At 55.1% G+C, this 18,099-nt stretch carries 14 protein-coding genes; 13 read left to right on the top strand and 1 reads right to left on the bottom strand.

Annotation, left to right across the window (positions count from 1 at the left end):
* The first annotated feature begins 318 nt into the window (after nt 1-318).
* From GSQ82_RS16965 to GSQ82_RS16905, 13 genes are all read left to right on the top strand, one after another.
* Nucleotides 319-1,572: a Zn-dependent hydrolase gene (locus GSQ82_RS16965; protein ID WP_158793359.1), complete on the top strand. Its 1,254-nt coding sequence runs from the start codon at nt 319-321 to the stop codon at nt 1,570-1,572.
* A gap of 232 nt (nt 1,573-1,804) precedes the next feature.
* Nucleotides 1,805-3,163, top strand: coding sequence for an FAD-dependent oxidoreductase (locus GSQ82_RS16960; protein WP_158793358.1), 1,359 nt, complete (start codon nt 1,805-1,807; stop codon nt 3,161-3,163).
* A complete protein-coding gene (preA, locus tag GSQ82_RS16955; RefSeq protein WP_158793357.1) occupies nt 3,150-4,574 on the top strand; it encodes an NAD-dependent dihydropyrimidine dehydrogenase subunit PreA in 1,425 nt (474 codons plus the stop codon). Before GSQ82_RS16960 ends, preA begins: the two co-directional genes overlap by 14 nt.
* Before the next feature lie 64 nt (nt 4,575-4,638).
* Nucleotides 4,639-6,042 carry a dihydropyrimidinase gene (gene hydA, locus GSQ82_RS16950; RefSeq protein ID WP_158793356.1) on the top strand — a complete coding sequence of 468 codons (1,404 nt, stop codon included), beginning with the start codon at nt 4,639-4,641 and terminating at the stop codon, nt 6,040-6,042.
* On the top strand, nt 6,033-7,478 hold the full coding sequence (locus tag GSQ82_RS16945; protein WP_158793355.1) for an NCS1 family nucleobase:cation symporter-1: 1,446 nt from the start codon (nt 6,033-6,035) through the stop codon (nt 7,476-7,478). Before hydA ends, GSQ82_RS16945 begins: the two co-directional genes overlap by 10 nt.
* Before the next feature lie 362 nt (nt 7,479-7,840).
* Nucleotides 7,841-8,425, top strand: a complete 585-nt coding sequence (locus tag GSQ82_RS16940) for a hypothetical protein (RefSeq protein ID WP_158793354.1) — start codon at nt 7,841-7,843, stop codon at nt 8,423-8,425.
* Nucleotides 8,426-8,636: 211 nt separating this feature from the next.
* Nucleotides 8,637-10,703 (top strand): PP2C family protein-serine/threonine phosphatase, encoded by a 2,067-nt coding sequence (locus GSQ82_RS16935; RefSeq protein WP_158793353.1) that lies wholly within the window; start codon nt 8,637-8,639, stop codon nt 10,701-10,703.
* 52 nt (nt 10,704-10,755) lie between these two features.
* Nucleotides 10,756-11,901, top strand: a complete 1,146-nt coding sequence (locus GSQ82_RS16930) for a PP2C family protein-serine/threonine phosphatase (RefSeq protein WP_158793352.1) — start codon at nt 10,756-10,758, stop codon at nt 11,899-11,901.
* Nucleotides 11,902-11,913: 12 nt separating this feature from the next.
* Nucleotides 11,914-12,360: an ATP-binding protein gene (locus GSQ82_RS16925; RefSeq protein ID WP_158793351.1), complete on the top strand. Its 447-nt coding sequence runs from the start codon at nt 11,914-11,916 to the stop codon at nt 12,358-12,360.
* Nucleotides 12,361-12,714, top strand: a complete 354-nt coding sequence (locus tag GSQ82_RS16920) for an STAS domain-containing protein (RefSeq protein WP_158793350.1) — start codon at nt 12,361-12,363, stop codon at nt 12,712-12,714.
* Nucleotides 12,715-12,898: 184 nt separating this feature from the next.
* Nucleotides 12,899-14,062 carry a hypothetical protein gene (locus GSQ82_RS16915; protein WP_158793349.1) on the top strand — a complete coding sequence of 388 codons (1,164 nt, stop codon included), beginning with the start codon at nt 12,899-12,901 and terminating at the stop codon, nt 14,060-14,062.
* Nucleotides 14,063-14,159: 97 nt separating this feature from the next.
* Nucleotides 14,160-17,108, top strand: a complete 2,949-nt coding sequence (locus tag GSQ82_RS16910; RefSeq protein ID WP_158793348.1) for a sensor histidine kinase — start codon at nt 14,160-14,162, stop codon at nt 17,106-17,108.
* Nucleotides 17,109-17,116: 8 nt separating this feature from the next.
* Nucleotides 17,117-17,749, top strand: a complete 633-nt coding sequence (locus GSQ82_RS16905) for a response regulator transcription factor (RefSeq protein WP_158793347.1) — start codon at nt 17,117-17,119, stop codon at nt 17,747-17,749.
* Here GSQ82_RS16905 and GSQ82_RS24765 read toward each other — a convergent pair.
* A complete protein-coding gene (locus tag GSQ82_RS24765; protein WP_216847104.1) occupies nt 17,736-18,047 on the bottom strand; it encodes a hypothetical protein in 312 nt (103 codons plus the stop codon). The genes GSQ82_RS16905 and GSQ82_RS24765 overlap by 14 nt on opposite strands.
* Between the last annotated feature and the right edge of the window lie 52 nt (nt 18,048-18,099).

Raw genomic sequence — 18,099 nt, 5'->3', positions numbered from 1 at the left:
GCCGCGTTCGATGCGCGGTGATACTTCATTGATGTTTTATGAACAGAACTTTTGCTCTGCATGATCGGTTCTACCGGCAAGCGCCGGTTCCAGCGATATGCATGAAGTTCTGTGCCTCTAGTGTATCGCGCATTCTGGCGGATGAATCTAAAGTAGATCCTCCAGATGAAATAGATATGAACAGATTCGGGCAGGAGATTTGGCGTGTATTTCAGGTCTGCACGACGTGTGATTTTGGCTCGTGACGAATCCTGGATACTGCACTCTCATATGCTGGTGTGGCTAGAGGAGTAATCTTTCATCTTCAGGAGGAGACAGATGGCGGTGGATTCGCTCAGGGTTATCTCTGACTTGCAGGAGCTTCGCTCACTAACCGCAGACACAGGTGGGGCGCAGCGGATTGCGTGGAGTCCTATGTGGCTAAAATCACGTAACTGGTTTCGGCACAAATTGGAGGAGTTTCCGGTAGAGCATCACTATGATGCTGCGGGAAACTCCTGGACGACGCTTCGCGGAGATTCGGATCGCGCTCTTGTTCTTGGCAGCCATCTCGATTCGGTTCCGAATGGGGGATGGCTGGACGGGTGCCTGGGAGTTCTCGCCGGTCTTGAGGTACTGCGTGGATTTGCGGAGGAGTTCCATGGCAGGCCTCCGATCACAATTCGACTGGTGGACTGGGCGGACGAAGAAGGAGCGCGATTTGGGCGGAGCTTGTTTGGATCTTCCGCATTTGCAGGAACGCAGACGATTGAAGCAGATCGCAAGCGCGTCGACAGAGATGGAGTTCGCCTGGAGGATGCTTTGCATGAATGCTGGGTCGATGTGGAGCGAGTCGGCGATGCGGCTGCGGAACAGAGGAACGCGGGGGCCTATCTGGAGTTACATATTGAACAGGGGCCAGTGCTTGAGACGATGGGCCTTCCGCTTGGCGTGGTGCTGGGAACTAAAGGAGTCGAGCGACACGCGATCGTCTTTCATGGGCAGGAGGCGCATTCAGGATCGACTCCGATGGGTGCGCGCAGGGATGCGTTGGCGGCGGCGGCAAAGCTGGCACTCGAGATTCGAGCGATTGCGCGGAAGCATGCTGACGCCGTGGCGACGATGGGAAGCGTAAAAACTTTTCCTGGGATTGTGACAGCGGTGGTGGGACGGTGCGAGACGACGCTGGATATGCGCGACCTTGAGGCTGGCGTCCTCGAGTCGATGTTTGTGGAGGCGAAGGCAGCGAGTGAACGCTTTGCCGCGGAAGAGGGTTGCACGGTTGCATGGACGAAGATCTGGAGTATTGAACCAATTCCATTTCATAGCCACTTGATCGCACTATGCGATGAGGCGATTCGTGAGACGGCTGGAACGTCGCATAAGCTGCCCTCTGGTCCGTTGCACGATGCTGCAGAGGTTGCACGTGCGAATATTCCGACTGTCATGATGTTTGTCCAGTCGCTCAACGGACTTAGTCATAACAAAGCAGAGGATACGAGAGTGCAGGATCTGAAGCTCGCAGTGGAGGGATTTGACAGACTTGCCCGTAAGACAGCGAAGTGGCTTATGACAGAGATGGCAGCAGGCTAGTAAGAATGAGGCGGCACCGTTAGGCTAGCCATTATCGGAGATAGTGCATAATAGTCATTCCTGTTTCATGACAGTAGAACGAGACCGCAAGGAGGATCATGTCGTCTTCCGTGATGCACCGGCTATTGGTTCAAGGCAGTTTGTGTTGCACTGCGTTTAGTGTCGCGAAGTTTTGCGATATGGAGCTTTGCTTTCATGGGTGCCGTCTCTTTGCGTACAAGGGAGCGTTCTAATGAGCGAGCGGATTCCCTTTTTTCAGCAGAGTGCCATACCACCAGAGGTGATTGAGCGTTTTGGCGATCTGCATCCGTCGTTCGATAGACAAGCGGCTGTCGTTGAGGCGAATCGTTGTCTTTACTGCTTCGATGCTCCATGCACTGGCGCTTGCCCTACCCATATTGACGTGCCCAGCTTCATTAAGAAGATCGCCAGCGGCAACCTGAAGGGATCTGCGCGAACTATCCTCGATGCGAACATTCTTGGAGCTAGCTGTTCGCGTGCTTGTCCTGTGGAGGTACTGTGCGAGGGCGCATGCGTTATGCATCGCTACAATAAACAGCCGATTGAGATTGGGCGACTGCAGCGCTTTGCGATGGATGCTCTGCATAAGAGTGGCGCTCCGTTGCCGTTCGAGCCTGGGGCAGACACAGGGCTCAAGGTTGGGCTGGTTGGTGCAGGACCTGCATCGCTTGCCTGTGCTGCGGAACTTCGACGTCGTGGTATCCATGCCGATCTATATGACGCTCGACCGCTGCCGGGTGGACTGAATACATACGGAGTTGCCGAATACAAGCTGCCGCTGGTGGAGAGTCTGCGCGAGATCGAGATGCTTGCGCAGCTGGGAGTGCAGTTTTACTTTGAGACGATGATCGATGCGGAGAAGCTTGCTGAGATCGAGCACACCTATGATGCGGTCTTTCTGGGTATGGGGATGGGCGCGATTCATCGACTTGGAATCGGCGGCGAGGAACTGGGTGGAGTAACGAATGCGCTCGATCTGATCGCTGGGTATAAGTCGGGGAAGATTACGATGGTTCCTCGTCGTGTGGTGGTCATTGGGGCGGGAAATACTGCGATCGACGCTGCAATCGCTGCACGTCGGCTTGGAGCAGAAGAGGTGCAGATTGTGTATCGACGTGGACCGGAGCAGATGTCTGCATTCAAGTTCGAGTACGAACATGCGCGAGCCGAGGGAGTTAAGTTTCTGTGGCACACACAGCCGACCGAGATTCTCGGCGACAGATCCGTGGAGGGGGTGGAGTTGATAAGACTTGAGGCCACGGAGGATGGGTCGATTGTTGCGCAAACTGATTCGGCGTTCTGCGTGGAAGCAGATTTGATCGTCTTATCGATCGGGCAATCGACATACACGGCTTTTCTTGATGAGTTCCGAAGTAAATCAGGGAAGGTGCAGCTTGAACGCGGGCGCGTTGTTGTTGATCGTATGACTGGACAGACGACACATCCTAAATTTTTCGCGGGAGGCGATTGCACGAACGGTGGCCGCGAGGTTGTGGATGCTGTCGCGGATGGTAAGCGTGCTGGCATAGGGATTGCTGCCTGGCTGGAGGCACATCATGTCATCGCTTAAGTCGACCTTGGAGACTACGTTCTGCGGGATACCTTGCATCAATCCGTTCTGGCTTGCCTCGGCTCCGCCGACGAACTGCGGGGAACAGATTATGCGGGCGTTCGATGCGGGCTGGGGCGGCGCGGTGTGGAAGACGATTGGCGAGCCGATCACCAACGTCAGTTCACGCTACTCCTCTATTGACTGGGAGGGACGGCGCATGATGGGCTTCAATAATATCGAGCTTATCTCCGACCGGCCGATCGAGGTGAACCTGCGGGAGATCGCCGAAGTGAAGCGAAGATATCCGAAACATGTGGTCATCGCTTCGCTGATGGTGGAGAGCAAGCGGGAGACGTGGCACGAGATGGTGCAACGTGCGGAGGATGCTGGAGCGGATGGGCTGGAGTTGAACTTTGGCTGTCCGCATGGAATGAGCGAGCGCGGCATGGGCTCGGCGGTGGGGCAGGTGCCGGAGTACTGCGAGCAGATCACTTCGTGGGCGAAAGAGAGGGCGCGGACGCCGGTGATTGTGAAGCTGACGCCGAACATATCTGACATACGCATGCCTGCAAGAGCAGCTAAACGTGGGGGAGCCGATGCTCTGTCTGCGATTAATACGATCAATTCGATTACGGGGATCGATTTAGATACGCTTCAACCTAATCCGAACGTTGATGGTAAGAGTTCGCATGGCGGATACTGCGGACCTGCGGTGAAGCCGATTGCGTTGAACATGGTGCAGCAGGTGCAAGCGGATCCCGAGAGTGCTTTGCCGCTGTCTGGGATTGGCGGCATTGGGAGTTGGCGTGACGCTGCCGAGTTTATTTTGCTGGGGTGCGGGACTGTGCAGGTGTGTACGGCTGCGATGCACTACGGCTATCGCATCGTCGAAGATATGCAGGATGGGTTGCTGTCGTGGATGGAGGATAAGGGATACAGGACGATCGAAGATTTTCGCGGTCTGTCGTTACCGAATGTCGTTGAGTGGAAGAAGTTGAATCTGAACTATCAGATCATTGCTCGTATCCACGAAGACCTGTGCATCGGTTGCCAGCTCTGTTACACCGCCTGCTGGGATGGGGCACATCAATGCATTCATCTAGATCGCGCCGCGGCGATTCCAGATACGACGAGAACGCCGGCGATGGTAGAGGCGGAGGCCGCACGAAAGATTTCGACGACGCCGATTCCGAAGCTTGATGCAGGCACCTTGGATGGTGATACTGCGGTCACTCCACTCGAGCGAATTCCGCGCGTGGATGAACATCATTGTGTTGGCTGCAATCTTTGCTCGCTTGTGTGCCCCGTAGAGGGCTGCATCACGATGGAGCGTATCGATAGTAGTCTGCCGGCAGAGAGCTGGGAGGAGCGTGGCGCAAAGGGGGCGACGCCACCTGGAGGGCGTGAAGTGATGAATACGAACACTTGATATCGCGGGGTGTCGTGAGCGGTCGTGATGCAGCTACTCCAATGTTGATGAGCCGGGAGCAATCATGGGAACTCTGATTCAAAACGGAACCGTTGTCACCGCCGATCGCATGGAGAACGCGGATGTACTAATTGAGGGCAGCACTATACGAGAGGTGCGCGCAATGATTGATCCTATGGGCCACACTGTGGTGGATGCCTCCGGCCTCTTAGTTATGCCGGGCGGCATCGATGCGCATACCCATATGGACATGCCTTTTGGCGGCACGATGTCTGCGGATGATTTTCTGACGGGCACGCGAGCGGCGGCAATTGGTGGGACTACGACCATTGTCGACTTTGCGATTCAAACTAAGGGTTCGCGCATGCGGGATGCGTTGGATATCTGGCGAGCAAAAGCTGAGGGGAAGGCGTGCATCGACTACGGCCTGCACATGATTGTGACGGACCTGGGATCGGATAACGGCAGGCAGGGCTTGAACGACATGGACGATATGGTTCGAGAGGGTGTCGCCAGCTTCAAGTTATTTATGGCATATCCGAATGTGCTGATGGTAGATGACGGAACGATCTTCAAGGCGCTACAGCAGACCGCGAAGAATGGCGCGCTGATCTGCATGCATGCCGAAAATGGAAGCGCCATCGATGTGATTGTGCAACAGGCATTGGCCGATGGAAAGACGGCTCCCGTCTACCATGCGCTAACACGGCCGACGAAGGCTGAGGCAGAGGCGGTGAACCGTTCAATCGCGCTCGCGGAGATTGCAGGCGTGCCGGTATACATCGTCCATCTGTCGAGTGAAGATGCACTTAACCAGGTACGCGAGGCGCGCGATCGAGGGGTGCCTGCATTTGCAGAGACGTGTCCGCAGTATCTTCTGCTGTCGATTGAAGACCAGATGCCGGGGAAGAGTTTTGAGGAGGCGAAGTACGTTTTTTCTCCTCCACTGCGTGAAAAGAAGAATCAGCCGAAGCTGTGGGATGGACTTGTCCACGATCATCTGCAGGTGGTCTCTACGGATCATTGTCCATTCTGTTTTGCCGACCAGAAACAGGCGGGCAAGGATGACTTCACCAAGATTCCGAATGGCGCTCCGGGCGTAGAGAATCGTTTGCAGTTGCTTTATCACTTCGGCGTGAATGCGGGGAAGATCTCGCTGCAAAGATTCGTCGAGATCACTTCGACCGCTCCGGCGCGGATATTTGGCATGTATCCAAAGAAGGGGACGATCGCTGTCGGATCCGATGCAGACATTGTGATTTGGGACCCTGAGGCGCAACATCTGATCTCCGCGTCAACCCATCACATGCGTTGCGACTATTCCATGTTCGAAGGTTGGCAGGTGAAGGGCAATGCGCGCCTGGTTTATTCGCGAGGTGAACTCGTCGTAGAGGGCGGCCGGTATATAGGCGGGATTGGGAGAGGGCAGTATCTGCGGCGAGAGGCGAGAGGAGGGGCATGGCAGTAGGGTCATCGACATCGGCGGGTCTCGATAGGGCAGCGGGAGAGATTGCAGCGGAGCATGACCCGCGTCTCTATAACGACGACCTGGCACCTACGACGGCGGCGCACCGGACCTGGGGAACATACAACTACATTGCGCTGTGGTTCTCGATGTCGATGGAAGTGACGACTTACATGCTCGCCTCTTCGCTGATTGCGGGTGGCATGAACTGGAAGCAGGCAGTCTTCACCATCTTGCTGGGGAATCTGATCGTGCTCGCGCCAATGCTTTTGAATGCGCACGCTGGCGCTAAATATGGGATTCCCTTTCCCGTGTTTGTGCGTGCGAGTTTTGGGACGCGGGGCGCGAACCTTCCAGCGATGTTGCGTGCGATTGTGGCGTGCGGATGGTTTGGAATTCAGTCCTGGCTGGGTGGACAAGCGATCGCTGCGATGATCGGCGTTTTGTGGCCTGCGACGGTGCACATGCCGGTCGTGCTGTGGGTAAGTTTTCTCGGATTCTGGTTATTGAATATGTGCGTTGTGTGGCGCGGCGTGGAATCGATACGTTTTCTACAGAGTTTTTCTGCGCCGTTTATGCTCGTGATGTCGCTGATCCTTTTATTTTGGATGCTGCATAAGGCGGGAGGTTTCGGGCCGATGCTGGCTGCACCCAGCCGCTTTCAGACGACGGGAAGTTTTTTTCACTTTTTCTTTCCTTCGCTCACAGCCATGGTGGGTTATTGGGCGACGCTCTCGCTGAATATTCCGGACTTCACGCGCTATGCCAAGTCGCAGGACTCGCAGATCGTGGGGCAGGCGTTTGGCCTTCCGATCGCAATGACCCTGTACTCGTTTATTGGGATCGCCTGCACTTCTGCTTCGGTCACGATCTTTGGCGAGCCGGTATGGTCTCCGATTACACTGCTGGGGCGATTTCACCAGCCGATGGCTGCGTTACTGGCGCTGGTAGCGTTATTGATTGCGACGCTCAATGTGAATATTGGGGCGAATGTAGTATCACCCTCGAATGATTTCTCGAATCTTGCTCCTGGCTTGATCAGCTTTCGTACTGGTGGCCTGATTACTGGATTTCTTGGGCTCGCGATGATGCCGTGGAAGCTGATGGATAGCTTTGGAAGCTATATCTTCGGATGGCTGATTGGATACTCCGGATTACTGGGCCCTGTGGCCGGGATTATGGTCGCAGACTACTTTCTGATTCGCGACACCCGCCTGGATACGGTCTCGCTGTATCGCCGGGGAGGCACTTACGAGTACACACGAGGAGTCAACCCGCGAGCGATCGTCGCGCTTGTGGGGGGCGTGGTGATTGCGTTGATCGGTCTTGCGGTGTCGGCTCTGCGATTCCTTTACGACTACGCATGGTTTGTTGGCTTTTTTGTTGCAGCTGCCACCTACTACATCCTCATGCTGAGATACAGGGTCGGACGGACCTAACTTCGTGATGCGACTGATTGATCAAACTGTCGGAGAGATGTAGCTCGCGAAGGTTACTAGAAGCGATTGATTTAATAATGGATGACCATTGTTGAAGTGCAACTTCATAGGAGATTTCGTCTCACAAAATCCGATTTGTGATGGCGCAGGAACTGAATGAATATGCACCTATTTGCAGCTTAAGTGGAACAACATTAGACACGCACAATACAGGCGCAGAGCCAACTTCAGCGAAGTATCCTCGCGCAAAACAATTACGTTGACACTGTTAGAAATCATCGCGTAGTCTCCGAGACACAAGCCCCCATCGGCCAGACACCTTGCTACTGGAATATCTATATTCACAGCTTGAGGAGATTCTTATGAAAACGCTTCGTTGTTTATTTCTCGTTGTAGCTGCCTCCTGCATGTCTCTGCCCGCATTTGGCGTCAATTTCCATACCAACATTCTCGACCCTAATATTCCGGTCGAATCCATTACATCAAACGACTTCATGTTCAGTTTTTCAGCTTGCCAGCCAGGCGAACTGCCGAACGGGGTGACAGCCGATGGCTGTTTCGCTGGCGAAAATGCTACGGGGCAGACTTGGACTTCGCTGACGTTGGAGTTCTCAGGATCCGGCATCTTGGCGGGCGGTACTGCCGACTGCACACCGGCGCCTAGCGATCCCACAACAGGAAATAACCCAAATATCTTTGCTGTGGCCTCCTGCACATCCGGCAATGAGTTCATCATGTCGTTTTCAGACGGATCCATTTTGTCGGATGGTTTACCTGTCAGCACCTTTCTCATCACAGAGAGCGGCGTCACCGATTACTCGCAGATTCCGGGAGAAGGACTTGCGAATGAAACCCCGGAGCCTCAGTCGTTTGTATTGATGTTTACCGGAATGCTTTTGCTGGGATCTTTTTTCAGCCCTCGCTTCCGTCAGTTGGTCCGCGGCTGACTTTATCAGTCTTCCGATTGACTGCTGGATACTCGAGCACGCAGGCATCATGGAACACCTGCATGTTTGCAGAAGATGAAAAAGAGATGACGGTTGTGGTGCCCTGCGCATATGCTGCAGGGCACCTTTGTCTATGATGGTGCTTCAGTATTGAACCTGCAGGAGACGGACTCCTAATTAGCAGGCAAGAACAGGATTGAGATGAGTCCATATGCGCCACGTTGTGTTGTCTATCGCGTTGTTGCTGCTCGTAGGCCTAACGGCTGAGTCTCGCGGGCAGAATACTCTCAATGTCCCGAAGAATGAATCTCAGCTCGAGGTAAAACTGGGAGACGGGACTGCGGAGTTGTCCGGAGCGTGGAAGTTTCACATCGGCGACGATATGGCGTGGGCAGGGCGCGACTTCGACGACAGCAGCTGGGGATCGATCGACCTGACACCTCCAGCGGGTTCGGCGAATCCAGAGTTGGGAATCAGCGGATTTATTCCGGGATGGACGGATGCCGGTTATCCCGACCACTCAGGGTATGCGTGGTACAGGTTGCGGATTGACGTGCAGAGTTCGCATGGAGCGCTTGCAATCAAGATGCCTGCTCAGGTAGACGATGCGTATCAGGTTTATGTGAACGGCGAGCTTATCGGCGAGTTCGGCAAATTTACTGACCGTGGAGTCACAGCCTACAGCACCCTGCCAGAAGCTTTTCGGCTTCCGCGCGAGCTGCGTACGGGACCCATGACTATTGCCATAAGAATGTGGATGGACAGTGCGACACCTTTTAGCACCCCTGACGCTGGTGGGATGCATGGACCTCCTGTGTTGGGACATGCAGCAGTGATCGGAACGCTGGTCCAGCTGGATTGGGATGACATCGGTCACGATATCGGCAGCGGCTTTGTGGAACTGCTGATTCTGTTTCTCGCGTGGCTGATCGCCATCAGCCTTTTGTGGATGGACCGCACGGAGGCTGCGTATCTGTGGCTGAGTCTGGTGTGCGCTGTGACGATGTTGAGTATCGGCGTGGTGCTCATCGTCAACTTTTCTACATGGATCCCACAGGTGGATCGCGTTTTATTGACCGATGTTGTGCTGGGGCCGATGCGAATCGGACTTTGGGTGCTGTTCTGGGGATACTGGTTCCGCGTCGTTCGGATGGACTGGATCCAACGTGCAGTGTGGACGATGGTGCTTCTGCTGATGATCGGTACGGTCATGCTGCGTCCTCCGCTGTATGGAGAGAAGATTCCCGTGCATGCGGCGGTGTATCTCTCCCCTGCCCTGCTAGCGGTGAAGCTGGGTCTGGCGGTACTGCTTTGCGCGATTACGTTTTGGGGAATCAGCAAGCAGAAGACAGAGGGTTGGCTGGCACTATCTGCGGTGCTGCTGGTTGCTGTCGCGCTTTATCAGCGAGAGCTCGTCATCCTGCATGTACGAACGAGCTTCAACGTACTCGGATTCAACGTTCATCTTGGAACCATCTCGACGATCTTCTCCCTCTTCCTGATCACATTCATGTTGCTGCGGCGCTTTTTACACACGCAGCGCAAGCGGGAGCAGTGGAAGGCTGAGATCGAGCAGGCGCGGCAGGTGCAGCATGTTCTGATTCCGGAGGAGATCCCCACTATACGGGGACTCGCAATCGAGAGTGATTATCGTCCGGCACGCGAGGTTGGAGGGGACTTCTTCCAGATTATTCCGATCCAGAGCGACGGCAGTGTGTTGATCGTTGTAGGCGACGTGACGGGCAAGGGATTGCAGGCGGGGATGCTTGTCGCGCTGATCGTTGGTGCTATTCGTACGTCGGTGCGCTATCACACTGATCCGCTGACTCTGATGGACAGCCTAAACGATCAGCTGTGCGATCGAGGAGGCGCTAGCGCCACCTGCCTGATTCTTCGAATTGCGGCGAACGGAGAGGTGACGCTGGCGAATGCCGGACATCTGCCACCCTATCTGAATGGAGTGGAAATGCAGATGGAGGGCGCGCTACCGATTGGTGTGATTCCGGGTGCGGATTTTCTCGTGATGCAGTTTACGCTGGCACCTGCGGATACCTTGATGCTGATGTCGGACGGAGTTGCAGAGGCGCAGGATGCACATAAGGAGTTGTTCGGGTTTGGGCGGATCGAAGAGATGTTGCAGAGGCCGATATCCGCGGCTACACTTGCATCCGCAGCGCAGGCGTTCGGGCAGGAGGACGACATACTCGTCCTGCGAGTTCACAAGGAAGCCCAGCCTCAAAGTGTGATCAACGCCGGAGCAGCGCTGGTGGTGACATAATGATTTCGTCCAGCAGAGATGATGATGAAACAATTTTATTTGTGGGAATATCATGAGCGCCCCTTCCATCTCACCAACTCGCGATACAGAACTGATCGATTTGCAGCAGCAGGTCGCACGGCTGCAGGCTCTGCTGGAAGCTACCCGGCAGGTCCACTCCACCACCTCGCTGGACCAGGTGCTGATGCGCGTGCTCGAAATCGTGGTGCGTGAGCTGGAGATGCCGGGCGCAGTGTTCACCGATCCTCCGTTGACGTACGGGATGGCGAGTTCCGTAGAGTGCGAAAACTGCCGGTTCCCTCTGCGCGACAAGGAAGGCAAGCTTCTGACGGAGCTTGTGGTGACGGTACCCCCGCAGCAACAACTCTCGATTTATGAGCAGGATTTTTTGGAAGGGCTTGCGCTGCAAGCGGCGGTGGCGGTTGAGAATGCGCATTATCATCGGCGAAACCTGGAGTGGGTGCGGGTACAGCGGGATCTGGACGCGGCGCGACTGATCCAACGGAGTCTGTTGCCGCAGGAGATGCCGACCATCGCCGGCTACTCGCTCGCTATGCGTTCGAGCGCGTGCTACGAAGTGGGTGGGGATTACGTAGATATCGTCGAGCTTGCGGATGGCTCGCACATCATGGTGGTTGCAGATGTGGCAGGAAAAGGGCTTGCATCTGCAATTGTGAGCACATCGTTCCGGTCTGCGTTCCGCGCAATGGCGTTGTCAGGGCTAGGGATGGAGGAGATGGCTGCGCGCATGAACGCTCAACACTATGCGGAGGGTGCGGAGTCGCGGCGCCGATATGTCACGGCAATCTTTGTGAAGCTGGACGCAAAATCGCATGAGATTGAAGTGGTCAATGCCGGACATAACCCAGGATTTTTGATTCTTCCGGGTCAACCGATTCGGGAGATAGAGGCCAGTGGGACGCCTCTCGGCCTGATTCCAGCGATGGTCTATAAGAGCGAACGGATGACGTTTGAACCTGGTTCGCGTCTACTTCTCTACACTGACGGCCTTACAGAGGTGTTTCGAGACCTTGATGAATTTGGATCAGAACGATTACAGAATGCGTTTCTTGAGTGCAATTCATCGGAATGCAATGCTATTCTCGAGGGGCTGTGGGATACGCTCCATGAGTTTTCCGGCGGAGCGCCCCAGGAAGACGACATGACGGCAATGGCAATTCTTCGAATGCCCAGTTAGAAAGCGGCCAAGATGAATGAGATCAAAGACACGGCAGTTGAGGTCAGACTTCCATCCCGGCTAGGCTTCGAAAAGATTGCGATGGGGACTGCAGCGAGCGTCGCAAAACTGATGGGCTTCCCGGAGGATCGCATTCAAGATCTGAAGACGGCGGTTGCGGAAGCTTGCATAAACGCAATCGAACATGGAAACCACATGGACGAAAGTCTCTCGATCGGTGTGATACTTTCCGCTACGGATGACAGTCTTGAGGTGAAGGTCATTGACGAAGGTGGTGGGGTCTCTGAACGGCCGCACAGTCCGGACATCGATCGTAAGATGCATGGAGAGGAAGAAGCTCGAGGCATGGGAATGTTTCTGATTGAGGCTCTGGTAGATGAGGCAGAGTGGGTGAAGGGCAGTAAAGGCAACAATAGCTATGTTCGGCTGGTGATTCGTTTGAATAAGGAAGGTTGCTAAGTGGAAGCCGGGACAAAAACGATTGTCGATGAAGTGAATGGAGATAGTGGCAAAGCGGTCAGCGTACTCCGTTTCAGCGGAGATATCTCCAGCAGTTCGCGAGATGCAGTGCTGGGGGCGTACGGAAAGGTAGCCAAGGATCGCCCCGTGCTGCTGGACTTTAGCCGCGTTGACTACATTAACTCGAGCGGGATTGCACTCGTGATCCAGCTGATGATGGAAGCAAATAAATCGGGCCAGACGATCTGCGCGTTCGGGCTTACTCCCCACTTCCAGAAGGTGTTCACGATGGTTGGCATCACAAAATATGCCAGGCTTTATCCAGATGAGCAAACGGCAAAGGCCACGGTCTGAGCTGTCGCGCTTTTAGAGATAAGGTAAGGTCGTTTCGAGCCTTCTCTATTTCCATAAAAGCACTCGCTCTGCTGTTCCGGATGGCTCATGAAGGTGATTCTCTGCGATTCCAGGGGTAGGTACCCTTTTCACTGGGCCTGTCATGCGATGTTTTGCGCTCAGAACTATTGCGCAACTAAGAGTTATGGTCCATTGGGTGCTTAAGGCAGCGGCGCTGAACCGCTGCGCCAGGGTCCGCGATATGATGAGCGTCATGATCTCCAGTATGGGCATGATCTCGCGCAAACGGGCGGGGAAGGCAGCCGCTTTGGCGGTTGGACTGTGTCTCATGCTGGGCGGATGCCATTCGCAGCGACAGGATGTTCCTCCAATCATTGTGTTCAGTAAGGTTCCTGTGAAAGACGAAGGAGGGCCTGAGAGGAAGGAGATAATTGCGGGAAGCGTCTCGGTAGCGCGGGCAGGACAGCAGATTGTCCTGTATGCGAGAAGCGGATCGCAGTGGTGGCTACAGCCGAGCTGGGCTCAGCCTTTTACAACGATCGGGCCTGATTTTCGGTGGCAAGCCTCCATCCATCTTGGCACGGAGTATGCCGCTGTTCTGGTGAATCCTGGGTATCAACCGCCGAAGAGAACAGTTGCATTGCCTGAGGAAGGCGATAAGGTCGTTGTAGTCGCCACGGTGAACGGTCGAGAGGGGCCCGTGAGACCTGTTAAGATCATGCACTTTAGTGGATACGACTGGAAGGTGCGCGATATCGGCAGCAATCATGACGGTCGAGCAAACTCTTACGATCCTATGAATGCGTGGACGGATTCGCATGGCTCATTGCATCTCCGCATCGCGAAGCGCTCGGAGGGGTGGACCTCCGCCGAAGTAAACCTGACGCGAAGCCTGGGTTATGGAAGGTACGTCTTTGTTGTGCGTGATGTATCTCATCTTCCGCCGTCGGCCGTGCTTGGGATGTTTACGTGGGATGGGGGGGCCGCGGAGCAAAACTTCCGTGAGCTGGACATAGAGGTAAGCCGCTGGGGAAACCCTGCCAACAAGAACGTGCAGTATGTCATCCAGCCTTACCATGTCTCCGAAAATGTTATGCGATTTATGGCGCCTGCTGGCGTTTTGACGAATTCTTTTCGGTGGGAGCCCGGACTGGCGTCCTTCAAGACGCAACGTGGCTCAGAGCTTTCAGGAAGATCAGGTGAGATCGCGGAGCACACCTTCACTGCGGGTATTCCCTCGCACGGAAATGAGGCGGTGCACCTTACTCTGTGTCTTGCCGGTGGCACCAGAGAGGATCAGCTGAGCGAAGCCGAGGTCGTCATTGATAAGTTTGAATACTTTCCGTAGGTGTGAGCGAGGTTTTCTGCGGCTGGCCCGGCTTCTGGCTGGATTTGCGTCCACATGTCTGATCGCGTCTGCGTATGCTTTGAATCCAGGCAATGCTATGTCTCAGTACCTCTACGATAGTTGGGGCGCTGAGAACGGATTTCCTGGCGGCGCGATTCGTTCCATCGTTCAGACGACGGATGGCTATCTCTGGATCGGAGGAGAAGAGGGGTTGGTGCGCTTTGATGGACAGCAATTTAGGCTGGTCCAGCCACCTGATTCATCTCCGGTAAGAAACATTCTTGGTTTGGCTACCGATGGCGGCACAGGGCTCTGGATTTGGCTGCCGAATTCAAAACTTCTGCACTATAGGAACGGAAAGTTTGAGTCCGAACAACTCGATACTAGATTGCCCAATTTCCCTATCTCGACCTTGTCTGCGGAGAAAAAAGGCGGTTTTTTCCTGGCAGGATTGACGGGGGAGATCTTGAGGTACAACGGGCAGAGCATTGAGAATATTGCCTTGATCTCCGAGAGACTGCACCCGATGATGATCACGCTGGCCGAGACACCTGACAAGCGTCTATGGATCGGCACGCGAGAGGCAGGACTTTTTTACTTGAAAGATGGACAGCCTTTCTTTGTGACGAAAGGCCTGCCGGATACGAAGATCAACTCCATACTTGCAGTGAACGACCAGGACCTATGGGTCGGAACTGACAATGGCGTCGTGCGTTGGAATGGGACCGAACTTACATCGGCAAATGTGCCGGTCGCTCTTAAGCATATCCAGGCCCTGACCATCCTGGAGGACCGCGATGCGAATGTCTGGATTGGGACACCCATTGGACTGTTTCGAACCAATGCGCATGGGGTTGCTGTGACAAAGAAGCCAGACAAATCGCCTATCGGGTCGGTCTCCACCTTATTTGAAGATCGTGAGGGAGATATATGGCTAGGCGGAGCTGAGGGAATCGCGCGGCTCCGCGACACGGTGTTTACCACTTATTCCAGCTCGGAAGGGCTGCCCTCAAACAAGAATGGGCCCGTTTATGGCGACGCAAGTGGAAGAACGTGGTTCGCACCTGCAGAAGGTGGTTTGTACCGGCTGCAGAACGGCAAGGTCGATCAGGTGACAGAGGCTGATCTGAGCAAGGATGTTGTGTATTCGATTACGGGGGATAAAGGAGAGTTGTGGGTCGGCAGACAGCTCGGAGGTTTGACACATCTGAGCTATCAGGATGATTTGCTTACGTCCCAGACCTATACCCATGCAAATGGGCTAGCCCAAGACAGCGTCTACTCCGTTCACAGGAGCAGGGATGGAACGGTGTGGGCGGGTACGCTGAGCGGGGGCGTAAGTATGCTCAAGGAAGGCAGGTTCACTACGCTGACGGTGACCGATGGATTGCTATCCAATACGGTGGCCGCGATGGAGGACAGCCCGGACGGGACGATGTGGTTTGCCACGCCTAATGGCCTGAGTGCGATGTCGAGCGACCACTGGAAGAGTTACACGGACCAGGATGGCTTGCCCTCGGATGATGTCGACTGCCTCCTCCAGGATCCAAAGGGAGTGCTTTGGATCGGCACTTCGGGAGGGCTTGCTTTTTTAAAAGCGGGACGAGTTCAGGCAGTTCACACCTCTCTGGCATCGCTGCACAAAGCGATCTTTGGTATAGCGGAGGATGGGGAGGGATGGCTCTGGATCGCGGCTTTCAACGACGTGTTGCGCGTGAATCGTGACAAGCTGTTGAGCGGTACACTCACTGACTCGGATGTGCGCGAATTTGGGATCATGGACGGTCTGCACAGCGTGGAAGGTGTGCAACGGGATCGATCTGTCATCGCTGATCCACAGGGGCGAATCTGGGTGTCGATGACTCGCGGGCTCTCTGTTGCCGAACCTGCACGATTGAAAGAAGAGGTGGCGCCTGCACTGGTTCGTATCGAAGGAATCTCCGCGAATGGAAGTCCTATCGAGATGCAGGGAACACCTCGAATTCCAGGCGCTGGGCAAAGGATCGCGTTCAATTATGCGGGGTTGAGTCTCTCCGTGCCGGAACGTATTCGCTTCCGGTATAAGCTCGACGGGTTCGATCGGGACTGGAGCGAGCCGGTAGTGGCTCGGGAGGCTGCGTATACCAATCTCAGTCCGGGCAACTATCAGTTTCGCGTGATGGCAACCGACAGCGCAGGCCAGTGGAGCGGCCCGGAGGCCGTCACCCGCTTTGAGATTGAACCGGCGATGTGGCAGACGTGGTGGTACAGGCTTCTGTGTCTTCTGGGCCTTGGATGCGTGGTGCTCGCTATCTACCGTTTGCGTCTGCATGAGCTTACGAAGCAGCTTAATATTCGGTTCGAGGAGCGGTTGGCGGAACGGACGCGCATTGCGCAGGAGTTGCACGATACGCTGTTGCAGGGCTGCCTGAGCGCGTCCATGCAGCTCCATGTGGCGATTGGTCAGTTGCCACCGGATTCACCAGCAAGGCCTTTGCTGGGGCGGGTTTTGCAGCTCATGGGACAGGTTGTGGATGAGGGCAGGAATGCACTGCTGGGCTTACGCTCGCCTGAAAGAAGCACCGACGATATTGAACAGGCCTTTTCCCGGATTTCAGAGGAGCTGGGCGCTCCGAGTGGGATATATCGGGTCATCGTAAAGCGTGAAGCTCGACCGCTGCATCCGGCGATTCGGGAGGAGGTGTATCGCATTGGACGAGAGGCTGTCGTGAATGCGCTTCGTCATGCGGGAGCGAGCAGTATCGAGGTAGAGATTGAGTATGCTCCGACCTATCTCATACTATGGATTCGCGACGATGGCTGCGGGATCGATCGCGACGTGTTGCGTTCGGGACGTGCAGGACATTGGGGACTTTCAGGGATGCGCGAGCGCGCTGAAGTGCTTGGCGCGAAGCTGAAGATCGGTTCGCACGCCGAGGGGGGCACCGTGGTCGAACTGCTGGTTCCAGGCGCGATTGCCTTTCAGTCTCATGGACTCGTTCGGCTTCCGCGGCGACGGTTGAGGCTGGGTTTGAAGAAGACAGAGATTGGTAAATCCAACAGATAGAGGGCAGGATGACGAGGGACAGCAAGCATATTAACGTCTTGAGCGTGGACGACCATCCGTTGATTCGAGAGGGCATCGGCACAGTGATTCGCAGTCAGCCGGATATGTCGATCATTGCGGAGGCGGCGACTGGACGCGCTGCGATGGAGGTATTTCGCGAGCATCGTCCGGATGTGACGTTGATGGATCTGAGGCTTCCGGATATGAGCGGCGTCGATGCGATGGCCGCGATTCTGGCGGAGTTTCCTGAGGCGCGGATCATTATTCTGACTACGTTCAGTGGCGATGTGGAGATGAAACGCGCGCTGGCCGCGGGTGCGCGGGGGTACATGCTGAAGAGTATGAATCCGGGAGAGTTGGTGCAGCTGATTCGTCAGGTGCATGGCGGGCGTAAGGGGATTTCGCCGGAGGTGGCGGAGCAGCTTGCGGAGCATATGGGGGAGGAGACTTTGACTCCGCGTGAGATTGGAGTTCTGGCGCTGGCTGCGGGAGGCAATGGAAACAGGGAGATTGCTAAGAGGCTTTTGATCTCGGAGGATACGGTGAAGGGTCATATCCGGCACATCATGGAGAAGCTGAATGCGAAGGACCGGACGCAGGCGGTTTCGATTGCGCTTCGGCGGGGCATTATGCATCTGTAGGTGGGTGGATTTTTTGTCTGAAAACTTGTACTTTTTCTGCGTGGTGGGATTGGGGTGGTTTTGGTGTTTTTACAGGGTGTTTTGATAAAAGCTGGTGGCTGGGCGTGGTAATTAGCTGGTGAGTTTGTGGCGATTGGTGTGGTGGAGATGGTTGGTTCGCGCCCACCTTTTTCGGGTCGGAAAGTACGACAGGTTTTTCAACTTTTTTTGCATTTTTTCTTTTGGGTCCACGTACCGGAGCGATGTTTTGGGTAAGGGTGCTTGCGTCTCGGAGCGATGCTTTTTTGACGGATACCAATAGATGCTGCTTCTGAGATGAGAGCGGGCAAGAAAGAAATTGTTTACCGGAA

The sequence above is a fragment of the Granulicella sp. L60 genome (genome assembly GCF_009765825.1).
GTDB lineage: Bacteria > Acidobacteriota > Terriglobia > Terriglobales > Acidobacteriaceae > Edaphobacter.
The sequence above is the reverse complement of the archived record's forward strand: the minus strand, read 5'-3'. Positions and strand labels throughout refer to the sequence as shown.

Coding starts and splice junctions, on each gene's coding strand:
- GSQ82_RS16965 (WP_158793359.1), top strand. CDS start 319: ATGGCGGTGGATTCGCTCAGGGTTATCTCTGACTTGCAGGAGCTTCGC.
- GSQ82_RS16960 (WP_158793358.1), top strand. CDS start 1,805: ATGAGCGAGCGGATTCCCTTTTTTCAGCAGAGTGCCATACCACCAGAG.
- preA (WP_158793357.1), top strand. CDS start 3,150: ATGTCATCGCTTAAGTCGACCTTGGAGACTACGTTCTGCGGGATACCT.
- hydA (WP_158793356.1), top strand. CDS start 4,639: ATGGGAACTCTGATTCAAAACGGAACCGTTGTCACCGCCGATCGCATG.
- GSQ82_RS16945 (WP_158793355.1), top strand. CDS start 6,033: ATGGCAGTAGGGTCATCGACATCGGCGGGTCTCGATAGGGCAGCGGGA.
- GSQ82_RS16940 (WP_158793354.1), top strand. CDS start 7,841: ATGAAAACGCTTCGTTGTTTATTTCTCGTTGTAGCTGCCTCCTGCATG.
- GSQ82_RS16935 (WP_158793353.1), top strand. CDS start 8,637: ATGCGCCACGTTGTGTTGTCTATCGCGTTGTTGCTGCTCGTAGGCCTA.
- GSQ82_RS16930 (WP_158793352.1), top strand. CDS start 10,756: ATGAGCGCCCCTTCCATCTCACCAACTCGCGATACAGAACTGATCGAT.
- GSQ82_RS16925 (WP_158793351.1), top strand. CDS start 11,914: ATGAATGAGATCAAAGACACGGCAGTTGAGGTCAGACTTCCATCCCGG.
- GSQ82_RS16915 (WP_158793349.1), top strand. CDS start 12,899: ATGGTCCATTGGGTGCTTAAGGCAGCGGCGCTGAACCGCTGCGCCAGG.
- GSQ82_RS16910 (WP_158793348.1), top strand. CDS start 14,160: ATGTCTCAGTACCTCTACGATAGTTGGGGCGCTGAGAACGGATTTCCT.
- GSQ82_RS16905 (WP_158793347.1), top strand. CDS start 17,117: ATGACGAGGGACAGCAAGCATATTAACGTCTTGAGCGTGGACGACCAT.